The organism is Micromonospora sp. DT81.3, assembly GCF_049847225.1.
Taxonomy (GTDB): domain Bacteria; phylum Actinomycetota; class Actinomycetes; order Actinomycetales; family Microbacteriaceae; genus Microbacterium.
This window is the reverse complement of the sequence record NZ_JBNCNY010000016.1, coordinates 32578-43774: the sequence shown is the minus strand read 5'-3', so window position 1 is coordinate 43774 and position 11197 is coordinate 32578. Positions and strand designations below refer to the sequence as shown.

Genomic DNA, 11197 nt, shown 5'->3' with positions numbered 1-11197 from the left:
CGTATCCCCTGAGCGCTGCGCGCTCCGGTGTGGGCGACCGGCAAGCCGGCCGCGGCCGCGCGGGTCGGCCCGCTACGCGGCCCTCCGCAGAGCCCTCGCAGGCCTCCGTCGAAAGCGGGATGCCGAACCGGTGCCCTACCCGCTCGGCGCTGCGCGCCTTCGCTCCCAGCGCCGGGGGGCTGGCTCTCATCCCGTGATGGCTGCCCTTGCAGCGAGTCGGCGAGTCCAGCCATGGAGGACGTGCAGGGGCGTGGCCCAGCTGTCGAAGTGTTCCAGGCTCAGCGAGTTGCGGTGGTGAACCACTGCCGGGATGCCCAGGAGCGAGAACTGGATGTAGGCCATGTGGACGGCGGTGGGGTTGAGGTCGTCAGCGGTCACATGAAGGCGCTGCTGGTAGTTGATGCCGAGTGCGGTGAGGGATTGCGCAGTGGCGATCACCATTGCGCCGGCGCCGCACGCCGGCTCGTAGAGCGTGATGAACGGGGACTCTTCCAAGCGCTCCGCCGAGTCCGGCACGGCGAGCGCGGCCATGAGTTCACACACCGAGTACGGGGTGAAGAACTGGCCTTGCTCCCGCGCGGCGATCCCAAGGCTCATGTAGACCTCCCCGAGCACGTCACGCGGCGCGCGCTCGAGCTCGAGCGAGACGAGGGCGAGGACGTGGGCGAAGCGGTCGAGCTGCTCGGGCGTGTAGCGCGCCGCGCGCCGGAGGTAGTCGTCTTCGCGGCTCTGGTATCCGTGCCGGTCGATCGAGTTCCGCATGGCGGTTGCGGCCATCGCGCAGAAGTCGGCGAACACGGTGTGCATGTCGATGCGGCCGGTGTTGGCTCGGAGGTCTTTGACGATCTGGCGGGTGCACTGTTCCTGCTCGCGCGCGGTGTTGGTCGTGGTGCTCATGGCGATCCTGTCGGCTAGGTGAATCTGACATTCATGATCGTAAGGATGCCTTCCGACACCGAGGGGCGAAGCAATGTCGGAGGCCCCCCGTATTGTTATGAATGTCAGATTCACCGCACTACCCAGGAGGACGAAATGGAAGAAAACATCATCCGCGCAGCACGGATCAACCAGGCCGAGGCCACCCGCCAGCGTGCCGCTCAGGAGTCGGCTCGCCGCCGCGTGGCCGATCACTACGCCACTCACTACGGGGCTGAGTTCGCCGCTCAGGTTCTCGCATCCGACGACTTCGACTTCTGAGAGAGGGACACCCCAATGACTACGCAACTGCCCACCCTGCACCGCCAGAGCAACCCGATGCTGACCGTCATGCGCGCCGCGGGGCGCGCTGGCGTGTCGGTGCTCGTATGGGGCAAGCCTGGGATCGGCAAGTCCTCGCTCCTGCAGGCGCTTGCCGACGCCGAGGGCGTGCCGATGGAAACGGTGATCTGCTCCCTCCGGGAGCCCGCGGACTTCGCGGGCCTCCCGGTCGTGCAAGAGACCGGCGTCGAGCTGGCCGCTCCCGCGTGGGCGACCCGTCTGGCCGCGTCCGACGCGGGCTACCTGTTCCTCGACGAACTGACCACCGCGCCGCCCGCAGTCCAGGCCGCGGCGCTCCGCGTCGTGCTTGACCGTGTCGTGGGCGACCTCACCCTCCCCTACGGCGTGCGCATCGTGGCGGCAGCCAACCCGCCCGAGCAGGCCGCTGACGGATGGGACTTGGCCGCGCCTATGGCGAACCGGTTCCTGCACATCGACCACGAGCCGGCGACCGACGACTGGATCGACGGCATGACCACCGGCTTCCGGGTTCCCGCCTCCGGGCGAGTGCTGGACTACTCCCCGCTGCTCCGTGCCGCGAGCCGCGCCGAGGTCGCATCGTTCATCCGCATCCGCCCCGATCTGCTCCACGCGCTCCCCCAGGATGACGCCGCGAGCGGCCGCGCCTGGCCCTCCCACCGGACGTGGACGATGACCGCCGACGTGCTGGCGTTCCTCGATCCCGGTGACACCCCCGCCACCCTGCTCGCGGCGAGCGGCCTGGTCGGGGAAGGCGCAGCCACTGAGTACATCGCGTGGCGGTCCCTCAACGACCTCCCGGACCCGGCTGACGTGCTGGCCGACCCGGCATCCGTGCCGTGGGCCACCCTCGAACCGTCCCGCGCGTGGGCGACCCTCACCGCCGTCACGGCCTACGCGACCGCCGACGGCACCAAGACCGGCTGGCTCTCCGCATGGGCACCGCTCGCCGCCGCCGCCGGAGCGGGCCTACAGGACGTGGCCGCGGCCAACGCCCGCGCGCTGCTCAAGTCTCGCCCAACCGGCACCCGGCCACCGGCGAGCGCGAAGTCGTTCCTCGCAATCCTCACCGAAGCCGGTCTGATCCCTCAGGAGGATGCAGCATGAACCCCACGATCCGCCCCCTCACCGACGATGAGCGCCGCGCCCTCGCCGCGGCCCGCCTGGTGGCCGTCGAGTCAGCCCCGTACCTCGCACACGCGCTGTTCTCCGTGCGCCCGGTCGCGGCGGTCGGGCTCGACACGTTCGCCGTGGATCGCCACTGGCGGCTCTACGTCGATCCCGCCTCGCTGATCGAGTGGGGACCGCTGGCATCCGGGGCCGTGCTGGTGCACGAGGTCTGCCACCTGATCCGCGACCACTCAGGCCGCGCCGACTCCCTCCCCGGCCCGGTGGATCACTCGCGGTGGAACTACGCCACAGACGCGGCGATCAACGACGATCTCATCGCCGCTGGACTCCCACTCCCCGAGTGGGTCGTGACACCCGCCGCGCTCGGGCTGGACGAGGGCGGAGTGGAAGAGGCCTACTACGCCTCGCTCAGCCCCGAGCCGCCGCAGACCGAGGTCGGCTGCGGATCTGGCGCGGGTGACCCTCAGCAGGCGTGGGAACCGTCGCTCGACGACCCGCAAACGCCAGGGCTCGATGACGGACAGGTGACCATCACGCGCCGCAAGGTCGCGCACGATGTGCGGGATGCCGTCGCACAGGGCCGCGGCACGATCCCTGCGGGCATGGCGCGCTGGGCGAGCGACGAACTACGAGCGCCGACCGTGCCGTGGCGCAAGGTGCTCGCCGGGATGGTGCGCCGCGCCGCCGCTCTCACCGCTGGCCGGATCACCTACTCATACACCCGGCCCGGACGCCGCCGACTCCCCCGCATCATCACCCCCGCAATGCGGGCACCGCGCGTCACCGCCGCCCTTGTGGTGGACACGTCCGGGAGCATGACCGAAGGCGACCTCAACACGGCACTGGCCGAGGTGGGCGGCGTCATCAAGGCCGTGGGCGGCACCGTCCGCGTGATCGCATGTGACGCCGCGGCCGCGAGCGCCCGCCAGGTCCGGAATCCCCGCGACGTCAAACTCATCGGCGGCGGCGGCACCGACATGCGCATCGGGATCGCCGCTGCCGAAGCACTCAAGCCGACCCCCGATGTGGTCGTGGTTCTCACGGATGGCGACACCCCCTGGCCCGAAGCGCCTACGCGCGCCCGCCTGATCGCCGTCCTGACCCGCGAGCACGGCATGAGCCGCGTACCCGCATGGGCGCGAGCGATCCACGTCCCCGCCGCCTAGACGACCGCTCAGGGCCGCTTATCCGTGGAGGGCCCAACCCTCCCGGGCAAGCGGCCCCCGCCCCCGTGGTGCGGTGGGAGGGCTCTAATCAGCCGGCCGCCGGCGTGAATGTGGCGCCGGCGAATCGAGCTGGCTGTCGCGAACTGCGTCCAATGCCATGCGCGTCTTCGCCTCGAGGCGTCGCTTCGCCTTGCGACTCTTCGCCACCTCGAGCGAGAGCAGGCCGATCGCGGCGGCGAGTATGAACCAGGCCGCAATGAGGGGCGCGCGCTCGTCGCCCAGGACACCCCAGAACAGCGCACCGAGAGCAACGCTGACGATGACGATCCCGCGCAGCGCCCACTGGGCTGCAGCCACAATCTCTGCGGTGCTCAACGACTCGTCTTCGGCCATGCCCACACTGTAGCCACCGACCCGGACAGCCACGCACCCGAGCTCCACTGCTGGACGAGGCGGGCTTCGTTCAGCTGCTCAGCTGCGCATGCGGCGGCGGACGAGCTCGAGCGCTCCGATGAACGCGAGCACAACGACCACCAGGCCGACGACTACGCCAATGCTCGGACCGCTGGTGCCGGAGAGAGCGATGGAAGCGACCAGCATGCCTGCGGCGAGGCCGGCCAGCCCCAACTCGATCCAACCGATGACCGCCGCGGCGATCACGCTCAGCATCGATGGTTGCGGTTGCAGGCTGGCCATGCCCACACCCTGTCACCCAGCGCCGACAAATCGAGCGATCAGAGCAATGTCGGAGGCCCCCCGTATCGTTATGAATGTCAGATTCACTTAGTAACCGGGAGGTCGAAATGTCACTTCGAGAGCAGATCGTGGCCGAGTTCAAGGCCAGCCACGACGGCCAGGAGCCGTCCGGATCGTATGTCCGCCTGATCGAGCGTCACCGCGTCGGCGAATTGGACGCGGCGACCCCGGAGGCGCAGCGCATCCAGGGCGATATCGACGAGCGCAACACCGTCACCGCCGAGGCTCTGCGCCGCTGGTTCGACCTCCGCCACGAGGGCCTGCCGATCCGGATGCCGGAGGTTTCCCGGTTGGAGCACGACGTGCGCCAGGAGCGGGCAGCGGCGCGATGAGCGTCCCTGCTCCCTCCGGGGCGGCATCCCTCGCCGCCCTCGCCGAGCGGGTGTGCGCGGCAGCCGGCACCGACCTCGCGGCCGTGCTGAGCGACTTGCTCGGCGGAGAGCACGACCCGCGCACGCCCGCGGCGATCCGCGCCGGATGGGCAGCCCCCGACACCGATATTCCCGAAGCACTGACCCAGGAGTCCTGATGAGCCTCACCCAGTTCACCCTCGGCGCGCGGCTGCGCGCGGCAGACACCGGCGAGCCGGTCGCGATCTCCGTCTACGCCCCGGCGATCCCGCCTCTCGGCGGCATCGCCGTCACCGTGGACAGCGACGGCGACCACATCTACCTCAACGCCACGGACGGCAACGTCACCCGCGCGGGGACCGACCGCGACGGGCTGGATGCCCTCGCCGCGCTGGGCGCGACTCTGACCTCCCCTCGCCGGCCCCTCATCGTCGGAGCGGCCCGCGACCTCGCGGTCCTCACCGCACTGGCTCGCGCGTACCCTGACACCCTCGCTTCCCCCGTCGTCGGATGGTGGGACGAGCGCTCCGACTACCCCGGCACCGATGCCGTGCACATCGCAACCGACGCGGCGCGTCGGCGGTGGGTACTCGGCGTTCACCCCGACCTCGAGCTCGACACGGCGACGTGGGCTCAGTGGCTGGGCATCGCCTCCACCGGCCCGCACCTGCTGCTCGACCTCGCGCGCCGCACGGCATCCGGTCACACGCTCCCCGGACTGCTCGGCGCGAGCGTGATCGACACCGCCTCGTGGGAGCGGTACAACGCCCGCCTGAAGGCCGGACGGCCCTGGTGGGCCAAGGACTCTCGCAGCGACGCCGCCCTCGGTCTCATCGGCCGCTCGCACGCCGCCGAGTGGTTTGATTCGATCCGCCTGGACGACCCCCTCGTCGCCGTCGCGGCATCACACGACGGCACCGTCATCCCCGGCACCGTCCGAGCGCGAAAGGAAGGCGTCGCCGTCATTGAGGCCGACCGGCCGCTCAGCCGCCTCCGAGTGGACAGCAAGATCATCGGCTGGCTGGGCGAACCGATCCACGCCGGACGAGTCGAAGCTCTCAGCGGCACCGTCACCACGGCGCGAATCGACACCCACTCACGGCTCACCATCACTATCGAGGGCATCCCGAAGCGGGCGACAGCGTGCAAGCCCGGTGAGCGGGTGACCCTCCGCCCGCAACGGGTCGATCCACACATGCAGGCCAGCGCGCGCCGACTCGCTGCCACCGGCTACCACCGTGACAGTAACTGGATCGCCGGACGCGGCAAGCCCGTCGCACGCCGCGGCGATGTACCGCTCGACGTGATCGTCGCCGCCGCCGAAGACTGAACCGGCCGTGCCAATGTCGGAGGCCCCGCGTATTGTAATGAATGTCAGATTCACCGCACTACCCAGGGGGACAAAATGGCACTCTACGCAAGCATCCGCTCCAACCGGCTCTCGCAGGGCGAGCAGGCAATGGATCAGGAAGAACTGGATCGGGAGTACATCGAATCCGGCGAGTGGGCTATCGAGGACCAGGACTGAGAAGGGGCTACGGCCATGAAGAAAGCTCCTGCAGATGCCGCCGCCAAGCCGGCGGAAGCGCCCGCGCCCAAGCGCGCGACCGCCACTGAGCACCTGCGCAACCCCACGCTCGCACAAGCCCTGTTCTCCGTGTGGAGCGGAGACGCCGCGGTCGCCATCGACTCCCCTCCCGGCGCCGGCAAGACTCACCTCATCACCCACCTCGCCCACCAACTGCACACCCGCGCAGGCATGACGGTCGCGATCGCCGCCCAGACCCGCGCACAAGCCGTGGACGTCGCCAACCGCACCGCCGCAATCGGCGCCCCCACCGTGCTCCACGTAGACGCCGAAAAGGGACGACCCCGCGACCTCCACAAGAGCGTCACCCTCACCAACTCCCGCACGCTCCGACCCGGCGCAGGCGTCATCATCGCCACCACCGCACGCTGGCTCTGGGTGCCCAGCAACCGAGCCGTGCACTTCGACGTGCTGCTCATCGACGAGGCCTACCAACTCACCTTCGCCGACCTCGGAGCACTCGGCGGAATCGCCGACCAATTCGTCCTCGTCGGAGACCCCGGACAGATCGACCCCGTCGTCACCGGAGCAACCCGCCGCTGGCAGACACAGCCGACCGGCCCCCACGTCCCGGCACCGGCCGCACTCATCGCCGCACACGGCGATGACGTAGCCCGACTCCGCCTCCCGCAGACCTGGCGATTCGGACCCGACACGACCGCCCTGCTTGCCCCGCTCTACCCGACCCTGCCCTTCACGTCCGCACGCCCCCCACGCCACCTGGCGGCACACGGCACCGCACTCCCCGAGTACCGCGGCCTCGCGCTCCCCGCCACCGGAGGCACCGCCGACCCGCGCGTCATCCACGCAGCCACCCAGACCGCCCGCGACCTGCTCAACACGGCCACCGTCAACACCGCGAACGGCACCCGCCCGCTCGAACCTGCCGACGTGGCCGTCATCGCACCCCATGTCGAGCAAGCCGCGCTCGCGGCGGCGGGGCTGGCCGATCTCCCCGATGTGTTCGTGGGGACCATCAATCAAGCGCAGGGCTTGCAGCGTGAGGCCGTCGTGGCGATCCACCCCCTACTCGGCCATGACGTAGAGGAACGGTTCGCCCTCGACCTCGGCCGCCTGTGCGTAGCCCTATCCCGCCACCGCGCCCACGTCACCGTCATCACCGACGAGCGCTCACCCGAACAGCTGGCAGAGGCTCGGCGGGATCACCCAGACGCGAGCAAGCTCGACCTCCACGCGACGATGCTCGACCTCCTGCTCGGTGCCGCATGACGAGGAGTTCGGAGGAAGAGCTGCTTCCGGTCAACGTCGGCACCCTCTCCTAATCTGCCCGCATGGACCCTCGCCGGAACACACGCCCCGGACCAGTCAACGAGGCCGCCGAGCTTGCCTTCCTCCGCGCGGGCAGCGAGCCCACCTGGGAGCGCCCACACCGCGACGGCGTCGACATCACGAACCGACCGGACCTCCAGACGCCGTACCAGCGAGCCCGGCGCCGTGAGTTCGAGGAGCGAGTCGAGCGCTACCGTGCCGACGGCGTACTTGATGGGGTCGACTCGTCCGGGTCGCCTACCTGATCCACAAGAGCGCCTGCCACTCTCTGTGGCTGAGGCTCGGCGGGATCAGCCCGAGGCGAGCAGGCTCGGCTTCCACGCGACGATGCTCGACCTCCTGCTCGGATCCGCCTGACGACGAAGCCAGCTCGTCCGGGAACGACCCTCGCTGTGGCCTATACCTCCTAGCGATGTCTGACGTCTGCGCTACGCTAATGAATGTCAGATTCATTGCTAGTCACACCCAGGAGGACACCATGGCTTCAAAGTCCCGCTTCATCACCATCGACACTCGCCAATACGCATCCACGGAAGGCGACGTCGCAAACTCTCAAGCGCGGCAACGTCGCGAGACCGACCTGAACGCCTACGGGGCGAACGGGTACGCGCTGCTGTCCACCCTCGTCGTCCCTCAGGAGAACGGCATCATCATCATTGACACCCTCGGCACCACCGAGGACGGCTACTAGCCCAGTGTCGCAAACGCTCCTCGGAGCAGCCCATACTGACGCGACTATAGATAGTAGACCGCGCTGCCCTCGCCGCCGGTGGGTCTGGTCCATTGCACGAGCACAGCGCAGTAGGGCCCAACTCCGATCCGGCGGTCGGTGAATCTCAGGGCAAATGACGCGCCCTGTGGGATAACGGCGGGCAAGGAGAGTTCAAGGTCAAGGTCGAGGTCGACTGGTCCGAGTGGGGCAACTTTCGTCAGATCGACGGTCGCATCCACTCCGGTGTTGCGAAACCGCATTCGCGTGTCGTTCCTTTCAATGTCCCATTGCGGCGCCAACACAGCGTCTGCCGTTCCGTAGATGTGACGCCGGATCCACTCGGGATACTCATCCGGCTTCCCGCCGTTTTTTTGCCAACGGTCGAGGGCTCGGTACATGCGAATATGTCGAACCTCCCTCGCGGCTGTGGCAACCACTGGGGTGAGCAGAGTGCCAGCGAACATCGCGGATCCGGTCCACAGCAGCACCAGGCCGAGCTGCTCGGCTGGAAACCCCTTCAGGGGAACGGCGAGAAACGCGGCGCCGAGCCCGATCACAGTGAGGGAAAGACCCACCCACCGCCAGGAAAATCGCGCCACGACGCCACCCTATTGGCGGCAGCGGCTTGTTCTAGCTCGACGCTCGAAACGCCGCCTCCTGGCAGGCGCTCGAGCTGCAGTGAGACCGACGGTCACCCCGGGCTGCGGCGGCGCCAGTGACCCTCGACGTCCCGGCCACTGCGCGTGTGGGCCGGCACCCAGATCAGCCGGCCCCCGTCCGATGTGATTGCAGGTGCGGCATGCCCTTGCAACGCTTGCTCGATCTCATCCCCCACGCGGACGGGGCTTACTCCGGCCGCGATGTACTTGTCGCCGTCCGCCTCGTCGAACACGCGCTGCCGCACCTCCGCGTCGAGGTCGAGCGGCAACTTTCCTCGCAGCTGGCCGGCCAGCGAGTCCATCCGGGCATCCTCGCGCAGCTCGTCCGCCCGTTGACTGAACCGGTCGACGGCGGGGCCGAACCGGTCGAGCTGCTCGAATCGCCGTCTCGCGAGAATCGAACGCCGGCGCAGCTGCTCGAGCTCGTGAGGATCCAGGGCCTCGTAATCCGCGATCATACGTTTCCGCTCATCCGCCGCACGACGGCGCTCGAAGAACGAGTGCGCTTCCTGCTCGTTGGCTCGACGCTCATGCGCCGGCAACCGAGTGACCCGCTTCGCCGGGAGACCAGCTGACCTGAGACGACGCTGCAGCTTCTTGTTCTCGCGGTTCGACTCGAGGATGCGTGCATAGGCGTCTGGCTTGGTCCGGTACTGGCGCTGCCACTCTGTGAGGTGCTCGCGGTTTCGCTGCTGCCAGTCCCGGGCCGCGGCCGCCACCTTCTTCGGATTCGCGTCGCGGCGATCGCGCGCACGCGCCAACACCGCCTCGCGGTTGCGCTCGTAGTACCGCCTCGAGTACTCCGCCCCCTTCTCCGGGTGCGCTTCCTTCCACCGCTGGATCGATGCCCGCTTCTGTTCAGGATGCTGCTGCGCCCAGCGACGTTCCCGCTCGCGGGCCTTCTCGCGTTGCACAGCCGCCCGCCTGCGCTTGTCGGCCTGCTGACGCATGTACTCGCGATTCTTCGCGCGGACCTCCTCGAGGTGCTCTGTGTTGTACCGCTTCCGGTACTCGCGGATGTGCTCGCGATTCGCCTCTATGTATCTGGCCTTGGATGCGGCGATGGCCTCGGCGTTCGCGGAACGGTAGCGACGCCTTTGCTCAAGCTCCGGGTCGGGGTGAGCCACACGGTATCGGCGGCCGGTCTCGGGATTGATCGACTTGGCACGCTGCAGCGCGTGTCCGGCGCGCAGCCATGCCTTGTGCGGATCCGTGGAGCCTGACCGATCGTCACCGTGCGCCGACGTGTCGTCGACGCCGGCCATCACTCGTCCGCGGGAGCCAGCGAGAGCAGTTCTTGGAAGAACGCGAAGCGGTGCGCTGTGGGGTTCGTGATGACGAGACCGACCGCCTCGCGCAGCGACTGTCGTTGCTCCGGCGTGAGGTCCGTCAGCGGCTCAAGACACCAGCTGACGTCGTCGTCCACGGTGTAGTCAGGTTCGTCGACGTGGATCTCTGGGTAGTACATCAGCGACGTCATCCCGGTCCGCTGCAGCACGTCATCGACGCTCGCTCGATCTGGCACGGGGTCTCCTCTCTTGGGCGGGCCCTATCGGGCCTCTGAGGGGTATAGGCCGCAGCGCGAATGCTTCGCGGACATCACTGCTCTCAGTATCCAGCCGCACACCGACGACTACGCGCAATTCAATGTAGGGAACGGCACGACTTGTCCACCGCGCTCGCGTCAGGGCGGGCTATCAGCTCCCGAAATGTCCGGGTGCCGCAGCGTCATTGATGCGGAGAGATGTCCATCCCACTTCAACTTGGGGCCAGTGACCCGCAAGCGGATGCTGCACTCATGATGTGCCGCCGTCATCTGAATGCTCGACGTGATCGCGGCTCTGGATATGGTCGTCAGATGGGGAATCTGGGCGGCTATCAAGACATCACGAAGTTGATCAAAGCCATCGGTGGCCCAGCGGCAGCCGTAAAGTACGCCGCGGGCGCAGCTAGCATCATCTTCATCGCCGGCGGCGCGGCCTACGCAGGCGGCCAGAAGGCGATCAAGGCCATCAAGCACCGCATCCAGACCCGCGCGGTTCCCTGCATCTGGGTTGGACAAGTTTTCACAGTCAACTCGGACGCCGGCGCGGGCGCAGGGCTCATGCTCCAGAACGGTGATGAGGTTCGCATACTCGAATGCGACGGCGACACCCTGCTCGTCGAAGTGATCGGAAATGCCGACAACCCCTATGCGATCTCCGGAGAACTTCTACAGTCGATCTCCGACTTCCCCGGCGGCGTCGACACTGCCTGACTTGGGATCGTTGCTACCCAATTGTGGCCAGCCAGCTGCGGAACGGCAACGC

General features: G+C 68.2%; 18 protein-coding genes. 12 read left to right on the top strand and 6 right to left on the bottom strand.

Annotated features, from left to right (window positions below):
• On the top strand, positions 1 to 197 hold a 197-nt coding region (locus tag ACPW96_RS21760), incomplete at its 5' end, for a hypothetical protein (RefSeq protein ID WP_425885727.1).
• Here ACPW96_RS21760 and ACPW96_RS21755 read toward each other — a convergent pair.
• Positions 187 to 897, bottom strand: a complete 711-nt coding sequence (locus tag ACPW96_RS21755; protein WP_425885725.1) for an N-6 DNA methylase — start codon at positions 895 to 897, stop codon at positions 187 to 189. The genes ACPW96_RS21760 and ACPW96_RS21755 overlap by 11 nt on opposite strands.
• Before the next feature lie 135 nt (positions 898 to 1032).
• Here ACPW96_RS21755 and ACPW96_RS21750 point away from each other — a divergent pair, with 135 nt between their 5' ends.
• Genes ACPW96_RS21750 through ACPW96_RS21740 form a run of 3 tightly spaced genes read left to right on the top strand, consistent with a single transcriptional unit; the run spans position 1033 to position 3533 of the window.
• Positions 1033 to 1197, top strand: coding sequence for a hypothetical protein (locus tag ACPW96_RS21750; RefSeq protein ID WP_425885724.1), 165 nt, complete (start codon positions 1033 to 1035; stop codon positions 1195 to 1197).
• 15 nt (positions 1198 to 1212) lie between these two features.
• Positions 1213 to 2343 carry an AAA family ATPase gene (locus ACPW96_RS21745; RefSeq protein WP_425885722.1) on the top strand — a complete coding sequence of 377 codons (1131 nt, stop codon included), beginning with the start codon at positions 1213 to 1215 and terminating at the stop codon, positions 2341 to 2343.
• Entirely contained in the window at positions 2340 to 3533 is a 1194-nt protein-coding gene (locus ACPW96_RS21740; RefSeq protein WP_425885720.1) for a DUF2201 family putative metallopeptidase, read from the top strand. The genes ACPW96_RS21745 and ACPW96_RS21740 overlap by 4 nt, the downstream gene beginning before the upstream one ends.
• Before the next feature lie 84 nt (positions 3534 to 3617).
• Here the strand turns inward: ACPW96_RS21740 and ACPW96_RS21735 are convergent, their stop codons facing one another.
• Both ACPW96_RS21735 and ACPW96_RS21730 read right to left on the bottom strand, forming a co-directional pair.
• Entirely contained in the window at positions 3618 to 3926 is a 309-nt protein-coding gene (locus ACPW96_RS21735) for a hypothetical protein (protein WP_425885718.1), read from the bottom strand.
• 78 nt (positions 3927 to 4004) lie between these two features.
• Positions 4005 to 4229 (bottom strand): hypothetical protein, encoded by a 225-nt coding sequence (locus ACPW96_RS21730; protein ID WP_425885716.1) that lies wholly within the window; start codon positions 4227 to 4229, stop codon positions 4005 to 4007.
• A 107-nt stretch (positions 4230 to 4336) separates the two neighbouring features.
• On the opposite strand from ACPW96_RS21730, the gene ACPW96_RS21725 reads away from it, so the two are divergent.
• From ACPW96_RS21725 to ACPW96_RS21695, 7 genes are all read left to right on the top strand, one after another.
• Positions 4337 to 4621, top strand: a complete 285-nt coding sequence (locus tag ACPW96_RS21725; protein ID WP_425885714.1) for a hypothetical protein — start codon at positions 4337 to 4339, stop codon at positions 4619 to 4621.
• Positions 4618 to 4818 carry a hypothetical protein gene (locus ACPW96_RS21720; protein WP_425885712.1) on the top strand — a complete coding sequence of 67 codons (201 nt, stop codon included), beginning with the start codon at positions 4618 to 4620 and terminating at the stop codon, positions 4816 to 4818. Before ACPW96_RS21725 ends, ACPW96_RS21720 begins: the two co-directional genes overlap by 4 nt.
• Positions 4818 to 5969, top strand: coding sequence for a hypothetical protein (locus ACPW96_RS21715; protein ID WP_425885710.1), 1152 nt, complete (start codon positions 4818 to 4820; stop codon positions 5967 to 5969). The genes ACPW96_RS21720 and ACPW96_RS21715 overlap by 1 nt, the downstream gene beginning before the upstream one ends.
• Before the next feature lie 75 nt (positions 5970 to 6044).
• On the top strand, positions 6045 to 6167 hold the full coding sequence (locus ACPW96_RS21710) for a hypothetical protein (protein WP_425885709.1): 123 nt from the start codon (positions 6045 to 6047) through the stop codon (positions 6165 to 6167).
• A gap of 15 nt (positions 6168 to 6182) precedes the next feature.
• Complete coding sequence (locus tag ACPW96_RS21705; protein WP_425885707.1) at positions 6183 to 7457, top strand: AAA family ATPase; 1275 nt, start codon at positions 6183 to 6185, stop codon at positions 7455 to 7457.
• 62 nt (positions 7458 to 7519) lie between these two features.
• Positions 7520 to 7762, top strand: coding sequence for a hypothetical protein (locus tag ACPW96_RS21700; RefSeq protein ID WP_425885706.1), 243 nt, complete (start codon positions 7520 to 7522; stop codon positions 7760 to 7762).
• A 233-nt stretch (positions 7763 to 7995) separates the two neighbouring features.
• Entirely contained in the window at positions 7996 to 8208 is a 213-nt protein-coding gene (locus ACPW96_RS21695) for a hypothetical protein (RefSeq protein ID WP_425885704.1), read from the top strand.
• Between the two features lie 44 nt (positions 8209 to 8252).
• Here ACPW96_RS21695 and ACPW96_RS21690 read toward each other — a convergent pair whose 3' ends face one another.
• From ACPW96_RS21690 to ACPW96_RS21680, 3 genes are all read right to left on the bottom strand, one after another.
• A complete protein-coding gene (locus ACPW96_RS21690; RefSeq protein ID WP_425885703.1) occupies positions 8253 to 8828 on the bottom strand; it encodes a hypothetical protein in 576 nt (191 codons plus the stop codon).
• A gap of 92 nt (positions 8829 to 8920) precedes the next feature.
• Positions 8921 to 10153 (bottom strand): hypothetical protein, encoded by a 1233-nt coding sequence (locus ACPW96_RS21685; RefSeq protein WP_425885701.1) that lies wholly within the window; start codon positions 10151 to 10153, stop codon positions 8921 to 8923.
• On the bottom strand, positions 10153 to 10413 hold the full coding sequence (locus ACPW96_RS21680; RefSeq protein WP_425885699.1) for a hypothetical protein: 261 nt from the start codon (positions 10411 to 10413) through the stop codon (positions 10153 to 10155). The genes ACPW96_RS21685 and ACPW96_RS21680 overlap by 1 nt, the downstream gene beginning before the upstream one ends.
• Positions 10414 to 10746: 333 nt before the next feature.
• Here ACPW96_RS21680 and ACPW96_RS21675 point away from each other — a divergent pair, with 333 nt between their 5' ends.
• Complete coding sequence (locus ACPW96_RS21675) at positions 10747 to 11145, top strand: hypothetical protein (RefSeq protein WP_425885697.1); 399 nt, start codon at positions 10747 to 10749, stop codon at positions 11143 to 11145.
• Positions 11146 to 11197 lie beyond the last annotated feature (52 nt).